Source organism: Amycolatopsis sp. NPDC058278 (assembly GCF_042881395.1).
Classification (GTDB): Bacteria; Actinomycetota; Actinomycetes; order Mycobacteriales; family Pseudonocardiaceae; genus Amycolatopsis.
The window spans coordinates 15,112-31,441 of sequence record NZ_JBHVXZ010000079.1 but is presented as its reverse complement, the minus strand read 5'-3'; the positions used below and the strand labels follow the sequence as shown (position 1 = coordinate 31,441).

Genomic DNA, 16,330 nt, shown 5'->3' with positions numbered 1-16,330 from the left:
CCCGGGTGGCGGTCACGGAACCGGTTCCGTCGGTGAGCTCGCAGTTAACAGCGTGGGGTTCGGCGGAGTCAAGAACCCGGCGCGGATTCTGCTCGCCCGGACCAGTCCGCGGGCCGGTCCGCGACCGTCCGGCGCAGCGCCGTTGACATTTTACGATCCTTTATTTATATCTTGAACTAAGAGCGTGCCGACGGGCGGGACCCACACCCGCACCGAAGACCACGTGAGCCGATCCGCGCCGGGGCAAGGCCGCCCCGGCGCCGGTTCGCCGTGGAGGTGCCCATGCAACGCCGCATGCCGAGGATCCGGGTTCTCGCCGTCCTCGCCCTGACCCTGGCCGCCCTGCTCACCGCACCGGTGGCGCAGGCCGCGCCCGTCCTGCTTTCCCAAGGCCGTCCGGTGACGGCGTCCTCGACCGAGTCCGCCGCGTTCCCGGCGCCCGCCGCCGTCGACGGCGACCCCGGTACCCGGTGGTCCAGCGGGTTCAGCGACCCGCAGTACCTCCAGGTCGACCTCGGCTCCACCCAGCAGCTGTCCCAGGTCGTGCTGAACTGGGAAGCCGCCTACGCCAAGGCGTTCACGCTCCAGGCGTCCGCCGACGGCGCCACCTGGACGTCCCTGTATTCGACCACCACCGCCACCGGCGGCAGCCAGACCCTGAACGTCACCGGCAGCGGCCGGTACGTCCGGCTCACCGGCACCCAGCGCGCCACGCAGTACGGCTATTCGCTGTGGGAGTTCCAGGTCTACGGCGGGGGCGGCACGACCCAGCCCGGCGACGTCCTGCTGTCCTACGGCAAACCCGGCGCCGCGTCCTCCTCCCAGGACGACGGCGCGTGCCCCGGCTGCCTGCCGGCGAAGGCGTTCGACCACGACCCGGCCACGCGCTGGGCGACCAGCGCGACCACCGGCTGGGTCGACCCGGGCTGGATCACCGTCGACCTCGGCGCGCCCGCGGCGATCCACCAGGTCGTCCTGCAGTGGGACCCGGCCTACGCCGTCGCGTACCAGATCCAGGTCTCGAACGACAACGCGAACTGGACGACGCTCTACTCGACCACGACGGGCAAGGGCTTCAAGGAGACGCTGACCGTCAACGGCTCCGGCCGGTACGTCCGGATGTACGGCACCGCCCGCTCGAACGGGTACGGCTACTCGCTGTGGGGCTTCGACGTCTACGGCACCGGCGGCAACCCGACGCAGCCGCCGCCCGCGCCGCCGGCCCCGCACTTCCCGGGCACGCTGGTCTGGAGCGACGAGTTCAACGGCGCCGCGGGCGCGGGCCCGGACGCGAGCAAGTGGACCGCCGAGACCGGCCCCGGCGTCAACAACGAGCTCGAGTACTACACGAACAACAACGCCAAGCAGGACGGCCGCGGCAACCTCGTCATCCAGGTCCGCCGCGAAGCCACGCCGGGCAGCGCGTGCCCGGTCGACCCGATCAGCGGCAGCGGCACCTGCCAGTACACCTCCGGCCGGATCAACACCGCGGGCAAGTTCAGCTTCACCTACGGCCACGTCGAGGCGAACATCAAGGTGTCCGGCACGCAGGGACTGTGGCCCGCGTTCTGGTTGCTGGGCGCCAACTTCTTCAGCGGCACGCCGTGGCCCAACTGCGGCGAGATCGACATCATGGAGCACGTCGGCAAGTCGCCGAACCTGGCCTACTCGACCATCCACGCCCCGGCCTACAACGGCGCGGGCGGCATCGGCGCGCCCCTGGACCTCGGCCAGGACGTCTCCGCCGGGTTCCACAAGTTCGGTCTCGACTGGGACGCCAACCACATGACCTTCTCCGTCGACGGCACCGCGTTCGAGACGATCAACCGCGACACGGTGGAGAGCACGCGCGGGCCGTGGGTCTACGACCACCCGTTCTTCCTGATCCTCGACAACGCCATCGGCGGCGACTTCCCCGGCCCGCCGGGAGCGGGGACCGTGCTCCCGCAGGACATGGTGATCGACTACGTGCGGGTGTACCAGTGAGGCGCCGGCTCGCCCTCGGTGCGGTGGCCGTCGCGGGGCTGCTCGCCGTCCCGCCGGTCACCGCCGAGGCGGCTCCGGCGCTGCTCTCCCAGGGGCACGCCGTGACCGCGTCCTCCACCGAAAACGCCGCCGTCCCCGCGAGCGCGGCGGTCGACGGTGATCCGGGCACGCGCTGGTCCAGCCTCGCCGCCGATCCGCAGACGCTGCAGGTCGACCTCGGCTCGGTGCACACCCTGAACCAGGTCGTGCTCCAGTGGGAGACGGCGTACGCCACGGCGTTCACGATCCAGGCCTCGGCCGACGCCGGTCAGTGGTCCACCGTGTACTCGACCACGACCGGCACGGGCGGCACCCGGACGCTGCCTGTGTCGGGCAGCGGCCGGTACGTCCGGCTGACCACCACGCGGCGGGCGACCCAGTGGGGGGTGTCACTGTGGGAGTTCCAGGTCTTCGGTGACGGCTCGGCCCAGGCGTGCGGCAGCGCGAACGCGGCACTGCGGCAACCCACGACCGCGTCGAGCGTCCAATCGGAGGCGTTCCCCGCGAGCGCGGCGGTCGACGGTGACGGCGGGACCCGCTGGTCGAGCCTGGCCGCCGACCCGCAGTGGATCCAGGTCGACCTCGGCGGCGCGCGGGCGGTCTGCGGCGTCGACCTGACCTGGGAAACGGCCTACGCGAGCGCGTACACGGTCCAGCTGTCCACCGACGGGACGTCCTGGACGACGGCGGCGACCGTGACCGGGGCGGGCGGCACCGAACACCCCGCGGTCTCCGGCAGGGCGCGGTACGTCCGGGTGAACGCCACCGCACGAGCCACCTCCTGGGGCGTCTCGCTGTGGGAGTTCGCGGTGCACACCAGCGACAGCGCACCGCCGACGACCGGTTGCCCGTGGGTGGGCACGACAGCGCCGGTCGCCGACCGGGTGAACCAGCTGATGGCGGTGATGACCGCCCAGCAGAAGGTGAAGGTGCTGCACGGCAACGGCGCGACCGGGCCGTACATCGGCAACACCGACGCGGTGCCGGAGCTGTGCATCCCGGCCCTCGGCCTGCAGGACGGCCCGGCCGGGGTCGGTGACGGCCTCGACGGCGTCACCCAGTTCCCGGCGCCGGTGTCGGCCGCCGCGACCTGGGACACCGCGCTGGTGAACCGGTACGGCAGCGCCATGGGCGCCGAGTTCGCCGGCAAGGGCGTCGACATCGCCCTCGGCCCGACGATCAACCTGGTCCGCGACCCGCGCTGGGGCCGCAACTTCGAGACCTACAGCGAGGACCCGTACCTCGCCGGCGCGGCCGGGACCGCGACGGTCCAGGGCATCCAGAGCCAGGGCGTGCTGGCGCAGGCCAAGCACGCGGCGGCGTACAACGTCGAGGCCGGGGCGTCGCGCGGGACACCGTCGGACAACGTCATCATCGACGACCGGACACTGCACGAGCTGTACCTGCCGGCGTTCCAGCAGGTGGCGAGCCAGGGCCAGGTCGCGTCGATGATGTGCGCCTACAACCAGATCAACGGCGTCCCGGCGTGCCAGAACAGCGGCGTGCTGACCACGGCGATCAAGCAGGACGCGAACTGGGGCGGCTTCGTCGGCTCGGACTGGGGCTCGGCGACCGGCGGCGCGCGGCAGCTGGCCAACGGCGGGCTCGACATGGAGGTGCCCGGCGGCGCGTTCTTCGGCCAGGGCCTGCTCGACGCCGTCTCCCGCGGCGAAGTGACGCAGGCCCGCGTCGACGACATGGTCCGGCGGGTGCTGACCCAGATGTTCCGGTTCGGCCTCTTCGACCGGGCTCGCCGCGGCACGCCCGCTTCCGTGGTGACCAACGCGGCCAACGTCGCCACCGCGCGGGACGTCGCCGCGGCCGGGTCGGTGCTGCTGAAGAACACCGGCGTGCTGCCGCTGGGTTCGTCGGTCAAGTCGATCGCGCTCTCCGGCGGCGACGCCATCGACCCGCAGAACATCGGCGGCGGCAGTGCCAAGGTGAACCCGTCGCCGGCGTCGGTGAACCCGATCGACGGCATCAAGGCGCGCGCCGGGTCCGGTGTCGCGGTGTCCTATGTGGATGGTGCGGGCGAGCACGTGCGGACGCCGGACATCCCGGGTGCGGTGGCGGCCGCTCGCACCGCGGACGTCGCCATCGTGTTCGGCAGCTACGGCGAATCCGAGACCCAGGACCTCGACACGATCGACCTGCAGAACCAGCAGAACGAGCTGATCGACGCCGTGGCCTCGGCCAACCCGCGCACGGTCGTCGTGCTCAACACGGGGTCGGCGGTGACCATGCCGTGGCTGGGCAAGGTCGCGGCGGTGATCGAAGGCTGGTACCCGGGGCAGGAGAATGGCAACGCGCTCGCGTCGCTGCTCTACGGCGACGTCAACCCGTCGGGCAAGCTGCCGATCAGCTTCCCGAAGCAGCTCGCCGACCTGCCGACGGCGAACGTCCAGCAGTTCCCGGGCGCGAACGACCGGATCGAGTACTCCGAAGGACTCGACGTCGGCTACCGCTGGTACGACAGCCGGAACCTCGACCCGCTGTTCCCGTTCGGCTTCGGCCTGTCGTACACGACGTTCGGGTTCTCGAACCTGGTCGTCACGCCACAGGGCACGGGCGGCACCGCGACCGTGACGGCCACGGTGACCAACACCGGCACCCGCGCGGGCGCCGACGTCGTCCAGCTTTACGTCGGCCAGCCGGCCGGGAACGGCGAGCCGCCCAAGCAGCTCAAGGGGTTCAAGAAGGTGCAGCTGAACCCCGGGCAGAGCGCTCAGGTGTCGTTCCCGCTCACCCCGCGGGACCTCGCGCACTGGACGGGCTCGTGGACGGCGAACGCCGGCCAGTACCGCGTCTACCTCGGTGATTCCTCGCGCAACGTGCCGCTGTCGGCGACGCTGACCGTCTCCTGAGTCGACTCGCGGACCACCAGCGCGGTCGGGACGATCAGCGGGGTGTCCGGGGACGGCACGCCGGCCAGGCGGTCCAGCAGCAGCCCGGCCGCCGTCTCGCCCATCTGCCGCAGCGGCTGGCGGATCGTGGTGAGCGGCGGCTGGGTGTGCGCGGCGAGGGGGATGTCGTCGAAGCCGACCACGGCGACGTCCCCCGGCACCGCGCGGCCCGACTTGCGCAGGCCGGCCAGCACGCCCGCCGCCGTCAGGTCGTTGTGCGCGAAGACCGCGTCGAACGCCGGGCCCGTTTCGAGGAGCTGGAGGATCGCCGCCTCGCCGCTTTCGCTCGTGAAGTCGCCTTCGATGATCAACCGCGGGTCGAGGGTCAGGCCGGCGTCGAGGACGACCTCGTTGAAGCCGTTGAGGCGGTCGGCGGTGCAGCCGAAGTCGCGCGGGCCGGTCACCGTGGCCAGCCGGGTGCGGCCGATGTCGAGGAGGTGGCGCGCCGCGGACGCGCCGCCCTGCCGGTTGTCCGTGCCCACCGACGGGAAGGACGGACGGCGGCCGCGGTCGTCGATCACCACCACCGGCAGCCCGGAGTCGTGCAGCACGCGCAGGTGCCGCACCGCGTCCGGCGGTTCCACCAGCAGGAGTCCGTCGAACGCCTTCGCCGACACCTGCCGCGAGAACTCGCCGAGGGAGTCGGCGCCGCGGTTGGCGGTGGACAGCAGCAGCCCGTAGCCCTTCGACTCCACGACGTCGGCGACGCCCTGCAGCACTTCGCCCATCCACGGCCAGGTCAGTCCCGGCACCAGCATCCCGACCGTGCGCGTCACCCCGCGGGCCAGCCCGACCGCGCCGGCGCTGGGGATGTACCCGGTCGCGGCGATCACTTCGCGCACCCGGATCGCGGTCGCCGCGTCCACGTCGGCCTTGTTGTTGAGCACCCGCGAAACGGTCGTCTTGCTCACCCGTGCGCGGCGGGCGACTTCGGCGATCGTGACGCGCATCCGTCCTCCCGATCGGGCGGGTGGAAAGCTCCGTGGTGCCAAGGTACTCGCCCGCGGGCCCGTCGCGAGGTGTCCGAGATCGATCAAGTGCGGACGGACAACCGCGTGAGGCTCGCATCGCCGGCCTTCCAGCGCGTCCGGACCGCCACGTACCGGGCCGGCCCGGTGTCCGCCGTCGCGTAGGTGACGCCGTCGACGCTGGTTTCGACGGTGGCGGCGGGGACGCGTCCCCGGGTCCAGGTCAGTTCGACCGCGGAAACCTCCGTCACCGCCCCGAGATCGACGACCATCCGGCCGTCCGGGCCCGGCCGCCAGGCGGTCGCCGGGTCGTCGTCGACGGCCGCGGCCGGGGCGGACATGCCCGGCGGGAGGGGCTCGGCGGGGAAGGTGGTCCGCCCGAGCGCGCGGTCGGCCAGCGGGTACGGGCGGAGTTCGCCGAAGACGACCGGCACGGTCCGGCGCGGCGGCAGCAGCACCGGCCGGGCGCGCCCGCCGTCCGGAGTCACTGTGACCAGCACGGGCAGCAGCCCGGCCGGCGCGGTGAGGTCGACCCGGCTCGCGTCGCGGACGACCGCTTTTACCCCGGCGGGGCCGGTCAGCGTGAACCGCGGGGGCTCGATGCGGCCCTCCGCCGCGGCCAGCGCGTAGGAGAATTCCGTGCCGGTCCGGGTGACGACCTGCTCGCCGCGGTAGAGCCGGTGGGCGGCGCCCGGGATGGTCACGGTGCCGCGCACCGCGGCGTCGCCGAGGTTCAGCAGTACGAGGAAGCCGTCGGTGACGGTGGCTTCGACCGCGGCCGCGCCGGTGGCGACCCGGCCGGAAGGCTGCGGCGGACCGGGCCGCAGCTCGGCGACGAACCGGGCGGGCGGGCCGTCGGAGAGCGTGACCCGGTCTCCGGTGACGGTGAGCGGGTTCGGGCCCGCGACGGTGATCCCGGCCCGGCCGTCGATGTCCAGCCGGCCACCGGTGCTGCGCAGTGCGGGCACCGGGTAGCTCCCCGCCGGCGTCCAGGTCACGCCGTCGGGCGAGGTTTCGATCCGGTACTTCCGTCCGGCGGCCGCCTCCCAGCTCAGCCGCACGCGGTCGAACGTCCTGGGTGCCCCGAGGTCGACGGCCAGCCAGCTGTCCGCCCGCGTCCGGTCCGATGTGGACACTGCCCACCTGGTCGCGGCGTTGCCGTCGACGGCGTACTTCGCCTCCTTCCCCGGCGACGACGACGAAGCCGACGCGGTGCCGGCTCGTGCGAGGTCCGGGCCGTCGCCGACCTCGAACGCCCAGAGCGAATAGCCGTACTGGGGGTCCGGCTCCACGCCGAGCATGCGGACGTGCCGCGCGGTGACCGCGGCGAAGGTCAGCTCGTCGGTCCGGGCGCCGGTCGGTGCGGTGCCGGCTTTCACCGTCACGGTCCCTTCGGCGGCCGTGTAGGTGCGGTCGCCGTCGAGGCCGGGCACGCCGGGCATCGCGAGGTTGTGGACGTCCAGCACGCCCTCGCCCGCGGCGACACCGCTGCTCGCGTAGACGGCGGCACCGGTGGGCAGGGTGGCGAGCGCGGCATAGCCGGTGTCGAAGCGCAGGACGCCGACTGTGCCGTCGAAGCCGTCGCGGACCTTCGTGCAGGTCCTGGCGTGCCGTTCCAGCACCGCGAAGTTCGTCGACGGCAGCAGCATCGGATTGGCGCCGCCGAGCACGAAGAGCCAGTCGTCGTGGTGGGGCTGCCAGGCGAACTTGACGAAGCCGGGCTTGCTGACCGTGCCGGCCCAGGCGGCGGGGGAGCGGTGGGCGAGCAGGCCCGGGCCGGGACCGAAGTCGGCGACCCCGGCGGCGTGGGCGGCGAACTCGCGCTCGTTCACCGGGACGACCGGGCCGCCGTGCGCGGCGCGCCACTCGTGCAGCAGGTAGCTGATGGCGAGTTCGGCGCGGGCCTCCGGTTCGTACTTCGGCTCGCCGGAAAACTTGGTGATCCGGTCGGCCGGCGCGTAGGCCTGGTAGGGCTCGAGGCGGGCGGCGAGGTCGGCCTCGGCGCGGGCGGCGTGGCGGTCACCGAGCACCTGGGCGCGGAAGGCCAGCGGGATGACGTCGCGGCCGTAGAGGTGCTCGCGGTCGGCGACCATCGGCATCAGCGGCTCGCCGGCGTCGCTGGTCATCAGCAGCATGGTGCGCCAGAGCAGTTCGCCGTTCGGCTGCGCGGTGAGCACCTCCGGCAGCGGCGTGCCGGCGGCGAGGAAGTGCATCGCGTTGCGGCCGGAGGTGCGCCAGAGCTCTTCCTGGTAGTGCGGGCCGAACGAACCGTGGTTCTCGACGAGGAAGGTGTCGTAGAGGTTCGCCGCGGTGTTCGCGCTGATCGGACGGCCGTCGACGAGCCGCGGGTTGGCCAGGTCGGCGGCGGGCAGGCCGGCCTCGTTGCGGCTCCACGCGCCGAAGGCCGCCCGCCACTCGGCCGCCCGCGGGTCGGCGGGTGCCCACGCGAGCGCGGGGGCCAGCGACTGGGCGTAGACGCCCATCTCTTCGAGCTTGGTGTCGCCGACGTGCCCGCCGCGCAGGCCGTTGGGCGTCCAGCTCCCGGAGTCCGGGTCGTCGCCGGTGCCGAGCGCGGTGGTGTACGCGGCCTGTCCGGTGGTGATCCGCTCGACGGCCTGCCGGGTGGGGTCGTCGAGGTCCGTCCACAGGAGACGGGCGGCGAGCACGAAGTACGACTGGAAGGTGGTGTCGAAGAACAGCTTCCGGCCCCACTCGGAACCGCCGGCCAGCCGGTTCGACGCGGCGAAGCGCCGGATCGTGGCCAGGGTGTGCGTGCGCAGGGTCTCCCGGTCGACGCCGGCGATCGTGGCGTCGTAGCCGTCGCGGGTGAGCAGGACGGCGTTGCCGAGCACGACGGCGAAGGTGAAGTCCCGGGCCGGGTAGGTACCGGCGGCCGCGTCGAACTGCTGCTCGGCCCAGCGCGTGTGCCGCAGCAGGACGCGCAGGTAGGTCGCGGCGACCGGATCGGGCGGGCCGCCTGCCGCCGCCCGGGCCAGGCCCGGGAGCAGACCCGAGGCCAGCGCGGCCGCCGCCCCGCCCGCGCCCAGCAGGCGGAGCGCTCGCCGCCGGTCCAGCTCGCCCATACCCGGCCCTCCGCTCGCTGACAACCTTGTCAGGGCGGATTCTGGGACGCCGTCGTCTTGCCGGGCAAGCCCGTCGCGGGATCCCGTCCGGTTTCGGACAACCCCGCAGTTCTTCGTATAACGCTCTATACCCGGCGGGTGTACCGCGCGATCACGACGCCTTTGGTCGTCGGGACACAGCTCGTGAGGGCGAACTCGGTGAGCGGCGCGTCGCCGAAGAGCCGGGCGCCCGCACCGAGGGTCAGCGGGTGGATCAGGAGGGTGTAGTGGTCGACCAGCCCGGCGGCGTGCAGGTCCCGGACCAGCGACGCGCTGCCGATGACGGAAAGGTCCCGGCCGGGGCGGGCCTTCAGCCCGGCCACCGTTTCGACCGCCCCGCCCCGCAGCAGGATCGAGTTCTCCCAGGCCGCGGCGTCGTCGAGCGTGGTCGAGGCGACGTACTTGGTGGCGGCGTTCAGGTGCGTGGTGAACGGGTTGCCGTCGGTGCGCCCGCCCCAGGCGGTGGTGAAGTCCTGCCAGGTGCGGCGGCCGAACAGCATGTCGCCGGGCCGGCTCATGCCCGTGGCCATCTCCCGGGCCATGACGTCGTCCTGGTAATGCGTGCCCCAGCCGCCGTGGGCGAAGCCGCCGCGGGTGTCCTCGTCGGGGCGGCCGGGGCCCTGCACGACGCCGTCGAGGGTGACGCTCATGGTGACGGTGATCGAACGCATCGCGGGGTGTCCTTCCGGTCCGGGTGGGTGGTCACCGCCTACACGAACGGCAGCACCCGGGATCGACAGCCGCGACGGCGTGGTGAGATGACAACGTGATCACCGACCCGTGGGCGCTGTCCCTGCTCGTGCTGGCCGGCGTCGGGGCCGGCCTGACCGGGGCGACCGCCGGGCTCGCGTCGCTCGTCTCCTATCCGGCATTGCTCGCCGCCGGCCTGCCGCCGGTGACCGCCAACGTCACCAACACCGTCGCCATGCTGGGCACCACCGTGGGCGCCGCGGCCGGCGCGCGCCCCGAACTGGCCGGGCAGCGGCGCCGGCTCGTCCCGCTCTGCGCCATCACCACCGTCGGCGGCGCGTGCGGCGGCCTGGTCCTGCTGCTGACGCCGTCCGACGCGTTCACCCGCATCGTGCCGTGGCTGATCGGCGGCGCGTCGCTGGTGCTCATGGCGGGGCCGCGGCTGCGCCGGCTGGCCGAAGGCGCCGAGCACCACGGCCTCAGCCCGGCGACCGGCGTGGTCGCGTTCCTGATCGGCATCTACGGCGGCTACTTCGGCGCCGCCGCCGGCGTGCTCATGCTCGCGCTGCTGGTCAGCGTCTGGAGCCAGCCGCTCGCCCGCACCAACGCGGCGAAGAACCTGATCACCGGCTCGGCCAATCTCCTCGCCGCGATCGTCTTCTCGGTCACCGGCAAGGTCGTCTGGCCGGCCGCGCTCGCCGTGAGCCTCGGCTCGCTCGGCGGGGCGTGGCTGGGGTCCGCGCTCGTGCGCCGGCTGCCGGCGACGCCGTTGCGGATCGGGATCGGGATCGGCGGACTGGGCCTGGCGGTCGTCCTCGCCCTGAGGGCATGATCGGCGGATATCGGCGAGCAGGAGACCAGATGAGCATTGTCGGGACCAGGGTGGTCCGCCGGGAGGACCGGGATCTGATCACCGCGGGCGGCACGTACGTGGACGATCTGCGGGCGGAAGCGCTTTCCGGAGCCGCGCACGCGGTCTTCGTGCGAAGTCCGATCGCGCACGCGCGGATCGGCGGCATCGACGTGAGCGCGGCGAAGGAGGCACCGGGTGTGCTCGGCGTCTTCACCGCCGCGGACCTCGGGCTCGCCCCGCACCCGTCGGGGCCGGTTCCGGAACCGTGGCTGGCCGGGGACGTGGTGCGCTACGTCGGCGAACCGGTAGCGCTCGTCGTCACCGAAGAGCGCTACCAGCTGGCCGACGCGGCCGAGCTGGTCGACGTCGACTACGAACCGCTGCAGGCCGTCGCGACGATCGAGGCGTCCCTGGCGGCCGAGACGCTGCTGTTCCCGGACCACGGCAGCAACATCGTGCAGGTCAACGGCGCGGAGGAGTTCGACGACGGGATCTTCGGAGACTGCGAGGTCGTCGTCACCCAGACCATCCTCAACCAGCGCGTCGCGCCCGCGCCGCTCGAGGTGCGCGGCGCGGCCTGCGTGTGGGGTGAGGACGGCCGGCTGACGGCCTGGCTGTCCACGCAGAACGCCCAGATGGCTCGCGGCCAGCTGGCCGCGAGCCTCGGTGTCGGCGAAGAGTCGGTGCGGGTGATCGCGCCGGACGTCGGCGGCGGGTTCGGCGCGAAGATCGGCGCGGACCCGGAGGCGACCGTGCTCGGCTGGGCCGCCAAGCAGCTCGGGCGGGGCGTGCGCTGGGTCGAGTCGCGCAGCGAGAACCTCACGGCCATGACGCACGGCCGCGCGCAGCGCAACACCGTGACCATCGGCGGGAAGCGCGACGGCACGGTGCTGGCGTACCGCCTCGACGTCGTCCAGGACGCCGGCGCGTACCCGCGGATGCTGCTGCTGCCGACGCTGACCGAGCTCATGGCCATCGGCGTCTACCGGTTCCCCAAGGTCGAGACGCGCAGCCGTGCGGTCGTCACCACCACCACGCCGATCGGGGCCTACCGCGGGGCCGGCCGCCCGGAGGCGACCGCGGCCGTCGAACGGGCGATGGACCGCTTCGCCGCCGAAATCGGGCTGGACCCGGTGGAAGTCCGCCGGGTCAACTTCATCCGGCCGGAGGAGTTCCCGTACCAGTCGCCGACCGGGGCGTCCTACGACACGGGCGAGTACGCGGCGGCACTGGACAAGGCCCTGGACGCCGCCGGGTACGCGGAGCTGCGGGCCGAGCAGAAGCGGCGGCGGGACGCGGGCGACCCGGTCGAGCTGGGCCTGGGCATCGCGGCCTACGTCGAGATCACCGGCGGCGACGGCGGCGGCGAGAGCGGCCGCGTCGACATCCACCCGGACGGCTCGGTCGTCGCGTGGACCGGCAGTTCGCCGCACGGGCAGGGACTCGGCACGTCGCTGGCGATGCTGCTGTCCGACCAGCTCGGCGTCCCGCTGGAGAAGATCACCGTCCGCCACGGCGACACCGACGAGGTGCCGAAGGCGGTCGGCACGTTCGGTTCGCGGTCGCTGCAGCTGGGCGGCTCGGCGATCCGGCAGGCGGCCGAGGAGGTGATCGCGCAGGCCCGCGACCTGGCGGCCGACCTGCTGGAAGCGGCGCCGGACGACCTCGAGCTGGACGCCGAACGCGGGGTCTGGCAGGTCCGCGGCGCGCCGTCGAGCACCGTGCTCAGCTGGGCGCAGGTCGCCGAGACGGCCGACGAGGGCAAGCTCTCGGCCGACGTCTGGTTCGGCGGCGGTGCGCCGACGTTCCCGTTCGGCGCGCACCTCGCCGTCGTCGAAGTCGACACCGAGACCGGCAAGGTCGAGCTGCGCCGGATCATCGCCGTCGACGACGCCGGCCCGATCGTCAACCCGCTCACCTTCCGCGGCCAGCGCCACGGCGGGCTCGGGCAGGGTGCGGCGCAGGCGCTCATGGAGGTCGTCACCTACGACGAGGACGGGAACCCGACGACCGCGACGCTGGCGGACTACTCGTTCATCACCGCCGTCGAGCTGCCGGACTTCGAGCTCGTCGACATGGCCACCCCGACCGACCGGAACCTGCTGGGCGTGAAGGGGATCGGCGAAGCGGCGACGATCGGTTCGACGCCGGCGGTGCACAACGCCGTGGTGGACGCGCTTTCGGCCCGCGGCGTCAAGCACTTGGACATGCCCACGACGCCGATCCGGGTCTGGGCCGCACTCGAGGAAACGCGGAAGGGAAACGCGCAGTGAAGGTCTCGATCGAGGTCAACGGGCGGTCGCTGACCGAGGAGGTGCCGGACCGGACGCTCCTGGTGCACTTCCTGCGCGACACCGCCGGCCTGACCGCCACGAACATCGGCTGCGACACGACGTCCTGCGGCGCCTGCACGGTGCTGCTCGACGGCGAGTCGGTGAAGTCCTGCACGGTGCTGGCCGCGCAGGCCGACGGCCACGCCGTCACCACCGTCGAGGGACTGTCTTCTTCGGACGGTTCGCTGCACCCCGTGCAGCGCGCGTTCCGGGAGCAGCACGGCCTGCAGTGCGGGTTCTGCACCCCGGGGATGATCATGGCGTCGGTGTCCCTGCTGGCCGACAACCCGAAGCCGACGCGCGACGAGGTCCGCGCCGGGCTCGAGGGCAACCTCTGCCGCTGCACGGGGTACCACAACATCGTCAGTGCCGTGGTCGACGCGTCGGGGCAGGAGGTGGACCGGTGATCCCCGCTTCGTTCCAGTACCTGCGCGCGTCCACAGTGGACGAGGCACTGACGTTGCTCGCGTCGCACGGCGACGACGTGAAGGTGCTGGCGGGCGGCCACTCCCTGCTGCCGCTGATGAAGCTGCGGCTGGCGGCACCGGAGTACCTGGTGGACATCGGCCCGCTCGACGAGCTGCGGTACGTCCGGCTGGAGGGCGACGAGGTCGTCATCGGCGCGTTGTCCCGGTACAGCGCGCTGGTGCGGGACCCGGTGCTGCTGGAGCACGCGTCCCTGCTGGCCCACGTGTCCGGCGAGGTCGGCGACCGCCAGGTCCGCCACCGCGGCACGATCGGCGGCTCCCTGGTCCACGCGGATTCGGCAGCCGACCTCCCGGCGGCGGTCCTGGCCTCGGACGCGGTCCTGGTGGCCCGCGGCCCGGCGGGTGAGCGCCGCATCCCGGCGGCCGAGTTCTTCCTCGGCCCGTTCACGACACCGCTGGAGCCGGCGGAACTGCTGACGGAGATCCGCCTCCCGGCCCAGACGGGCCAGGGCTGGGGCTTCGAGAAGTTCACCCGCCGCGCGATCGACTGGGCGATGGTGGGGGTGACGGTCGTAGGAGGCCGCGTCGGCCTGGTGAACATGGGCGGAGTCCCCCTGCGCGCCAAGGCCACGGAGGAGGCCCTGGCGGCCGGGGCATCGATCGAAGACGCGGCGGCGTTGGCGGCCGAAGGAACGAACCCACCGGACGAGCCCCACGCGACGGCGGACTACCGCCGCCACCTGGCCCGGGTACTGACGCGGCGGGCGTTGACGCAAGCCGCGCGGTGAGCCGCGGGGGCGGCACTTCCCCCGGTGCCGCCCCCGTGATCGCGATGGCCGATTCCCGCCAGCGGCGAGTCCCGTGTAGACGGCAGGATCGGTGGCGTGAAAACTGTTGCGCACACGGCCATCGAGCCCGGCATCCTGTATTTCGGTACTCCGGTGGTGTTGATTTCCAGCACCAATGAGGACGGTTCGGCCAATCTGGCCCCGATGTCCTCGGCGTTCTGGCTCGGCTGGCGCGCGGTGCTCGGGCTGGGAGCCCGGTCGAAGACCGCGCAGAACCTGCTGCGCACCCGGGAAGGCGTCCTGAACCTGCCATCGGAGTCGATGGCCCCGGCGGTGGACCGGCTGGCGCTGACGACCGGATCGGACCCGGTGCCCGAGGGCAAGCGGAAGCGCGGGTACTTCCACGTGGCGGACAAGTTCGGGCGGGCCGGGCTGACACCGGTGGCGTCTTCGACCGTGGAGCCGCCCCGGGCCGCCGAGTGCCCGGTGGCCATGGAGGTCGTCGTCGAGGCGGTGAATCCCGTGGGGGACGACGGGGGAGTGGTCGCCTTCGAGGTGCGCGTGCAGCGGGTGTTCGTGCACGAGTCGATCCGCATGGCCGGCACCGAGGACCGCATCGATCCCGACGCCTGGCGGCCGTTGATCATGAGCTTCCAGAAGTTCTACGGGCTGGGGCCGCAGGTGCATCCTTCGACGTTGGCCCGGATCCCGGAGCGGCTGTATCGGGGGCCGGATATCGAGCGGGCTCGGCGGGTGGCTTTCAAGTAGCTTGCCCTTACGTCCTTTCGCCCTTTCGGTAACTGTTCAGGCCGTTTCCGGGCTGTGAGCGGGGGTTGTGGGATGATCTTGTGGTGGGGGAAGGTGTTCGTCCGTCGTATGACGAGCTGGCCGCGTTGGTCGCTGCGCAGGCTGTGGAGCTCGCGCGGGCGCGGGAGGAGATCACCGCGTTGCGGGCTGAGGTCGCCGCGCTCAAGCGCCGCTTGGGCACGAATTCGGGGAATTCCTCGATGCCGCCGTCTTCGGACCGGTTCGGCAAACCCGCTCCGAAGTCGTTGCGGGGCAAGTCTGGACGCAAGCAGGGTAAGCAGCCCGGTGCAGCCGGAGCGAACCTGTCGCTGGTCGAAAACCCGGAGACGATCCTGGACCATGCGCCGTCGGCGTGCTCTGGCTGCGGCGAAGCCTTGCGCCGCGCTCACCGCGCCGGGGTGGTCCGGCGGCAGGTGGTGGATCTGCCGCCGGTGCGTCCGTCGGTGACCGAGCATCGCCTGCATCGGCGGCGGTGCCGTGGATGCCACCGGGTCACGACCGCGCCCGCCCCGGCCGAGACGACCGCGCCCGCGTGTTACGGACCGAACGTCACCGCGTTGGCGGTCTATCTGCTGACCTACCAGCACATCCCTGTCGCCAGGACAGCGCAGCTGCTGGAGGACCTGCTCGGGTTGCCGGTGTCGACCGGCTGGGTCGGCGGTGTCCTCACCCCGGTTGCCACCCAGCTCGACGGGTTCGCCGAGCGGGTCGAGCAGGCGTTGCGGGCTGCGCCGGTGGCGCACTTCGACGAGACCGGGATCCGGGTCGCAGGGAAGAGCTGGTGGCTGCACGTCGCCTGCACCCCACATCTGACCGCCTACCTGCCGCATCCCCAGCGCGGCGGTGAGGCGATGGACGAGTTCGGGATCCTCACCCGGTTCCGCGGTGTCGCGGTCCACGACGGCCTGATGTCCTACCAAGACTTCGGGCGCAAACACGCCCGCTGCAACGCCCACCACCTGCGCAAACTCGTCGCAGCCGGCGAAGCTTTTCCGGAGCACAGCTGGCCCAGAATCGCCATGAAGACCCTCGAACAGCTCAACACTGCTGCCCATGCCGCGCGCGACGCCGGCCTGGCCGCGATACCCGCCCATGTCGTTGATCCGTTGATCTCCAGGTTCGTCCGCACGATCAACGTCGGCCTGCTGCTGCACCCACCGGATCGAGGCCGCAAGCAAAGCAAGACCCGCAACCTGCTGGTGCGCCTACGCGACTACCAGCACCAAGTGCTGCTCTTCGCCCGCGACCTCACCGTCCCGTTCACCAACAACCAAGCCGAACGCGACCTCCGCATGATCAAAGCCCAGCTGAAAATCTCCGGCGGCTGGCGCACCCAGCACGGCGCCCAGACGTGGTTGCGCGTCCGCGGCTAATCTCCACCGCCCGCAAGAACGGCCTCCACCTCATCACCGC

The 16,330-nt window shown here is 72.4% G+C and carries 11 protein-coding genes; 8 read left to right on the top strand and 3 right to left on the bottom strand.

Translation table 11 applies throughout. The annotated features are described in order from the left end of the window. The first annotated feature begins 282 nt into the window (after window positions 1–282). Both ACFVYA_RS32830 and ACFVYA_RS32825 read left to right on the top strand, forming a co-directional pair. On the top strand, window positions 283–1,986 hold the full coding sequence (locus ACFVYA_RS32830) for a discoidin domain-containing protein (RefSeq protein ID WP_387050552.1): 1,704 nt from the start codon (window positions 283–285) through the stop codon (window positions 1,984–1,986). After that, window positions 1,983–4,889 (top strand): glycoside hydrolase family 3 C-terminal domain-containing protein, encoded by a 2,907-nt coding sequence (locus tag ACFVYA_RS32825; RefSeq protein WP_387050550.1) that lies wholly within the window; start codon window positions 1,983–1,985, stop codon window positions 4,887–4,889. The genes ACFVYA_RS32830 and ACFVYA_RS32825 overlap by 4 nt, the downstream gene beginning before the upstream one ends. On the opposite strand, the gene ACFVYA_RS32820 is transcribed toward ACFVYA_RS32825, so the two are convergent. The 3 genes from ACFVYA_RS32820 to ACFVYA_RS32810 form a co-directional block, all read right to left on the bottom strand. Beyond that, window positions 4,832–5,878, bottom strand: coding sequence for a LacI family DNA-binding transcriptional regulator (locus tag ACFVYA_RS32820; protein ID WP_387050549.1), 1,047 nt, complete (start codon window positions 5,876–5,878; stop codon window positions 4,832–4,834). The two genes, ACFVYA_RS32825 and ACFVYA_RS32820, sit on opposite strands and share 58 nt — an antisense overlap. Before the next feature lie 83 nt (window positions 5,879–5,961). Then, window positions 5,962–8,979, bottom strand: a complete 3,018-nt coding sequence (locus ACFVYA_RS32815; protein WP_387050548.1) for a discoidin domain-containing protein — start codon at window positions 8,977–8,979, stop codon at window positions 5,962–5,964. Window positions 8,980–9,104: 125 nt separating this feature from the next. Beyond that, window positions 9,105–9,689, bottom strand: coding sequence for a dihydrofolate reductase family protein (locus ACFVYA_RS32810; protein WP_387050546.1), 585 nt, complete (start codon window positions 9,687–9,689; stop codon window positions 9,105–9,107). A gap of 95 nt (window positions 9,690–9,784) precedes the next feature. On the opposite strand from ACFVYA_RS32810, the gene ACFVYA_RS32805 reads away from it, so the two are divergent. From ACFVYA_RS32805 to tnpC, 6 genes are all read left to right on the top strand, one after another. Beyond that, entirely contained in the window at window positions 9,785–10,540 is a 756-nt protein-coding gene (locus tag ACFVYA_RS32805) for a sulfite exporter TauE/SafE family protein (protein ID WP_387050544.1), read from the top strand. Between the two features lie 29 nt (window positions 10,541–10,569). Continuing rightward, window positions 10,570–12,834, top strand: coding sequence for a xanthine dehydrogenase family protein molybdopterin-binding subunit (locus tag ACFVYA_RS32800; protein WP_387050542.1), 2,265 nt, complete (start codon window positions 10,570–10,572; stop codon window positions 12,832–12,834). Further along, the gene (locus ACFVYA_RS32795) at window positions 12,831–13,301 is read left to right on the top strand and encodes a (2Fe-2S)-binding protein (RefSeq protein WP_285992400.1); all 471 of its coding nucleotides are present in this window, start codon (window positions 12,831–12,833) and stop codon (window positions 13,299–13,301) included. The genes ACFVYA_RS32800 and ACFVYA_RS32795 overlap by 4 nt, the downstream gene beginning before the upstream one ends. Continuing rightward, complete coding sequence (locus tag ACFVYA_RS32790) at window positions 13,298–14,110, top strand: FAD binding domain-containing protein (RefSeq protein ID WP_387050540.1); 813 nt, start codon at window positions 13,298–13,300, stop codon at window positions 14,108–14,110. Before ACFVYA_RS32795 ends, ACFVYA_RS32790 begins: the two co-directional genes overlap by 4 nt. Before the next feature lie 96 nt (window positions 14,111–14,206). Beyond that, complete coding sequence (locus tag ACFVYA_RS32785) at window positions 14,207–14,878, top strand: flavin reductase family protein (protein WP_387050538.1); 672 nt, start codon at window positions 14,207–14,209, stop codon at window positions 14,876–14,878. An 80-nt stretch (window positions 14,879–14,958) separates the two neighbouring features. Continuing rightward, on the top strand, window positions 14,959–16,290 hold the full coding sequence (tnpC, locus tag ACFVYA_RS32780) for an IS66 family transposase (RefSeq protein ID WP_387050537.1): 1,332 nt from the start codon (window positions 14,959–14,961) through the stop codon (window positions 16,288–16,290). Window positions 16,291–16,330 lie beyond the last annotated feature (40 nt).

Excerpts from the sequence above, each read along its gene's own strand:
- ACFVYA_RS32830 (WP_387050552.1), top strand. The coding sequence starts at position 283 with ATGCAACGCCGCATGCCGAGGATCCGGGTTCTCGCCGTCCTCGCCCTG.
- ACFVYA_RS32820 (WP_387050549.1), bottom strand. The coding sequence starts at position 5,878 with ATGCGCGTCACGATCGCCGAAGTCGCCCGCCGCGCACGGGTGAGCAAG.
- ACFVYA_RS32815 (WP_387050548.1), bottom strand. The coding sequence starts at position 8,979 with ATGGGCGAGCTGGACCGGCGGCGAGCGCTCCGCCTGCTGGGCGCGGGC.
- ACFVYA_RS32810 (WP_387050546.1), bottom strand. The coding sequence starts at position 9,689 with ATGCGTTCGATCACCGTCACCATGAGCGTCACCCTCGACGGCGTCGTG.
- ACFVYA_RS32800 (WP_387050542.1), top strand. The coding sequence starts at position 10,570 with ATGAGCATTGTCGGGACCAGGGTGGTCCGCCGGGAGGACCGGGATCTG.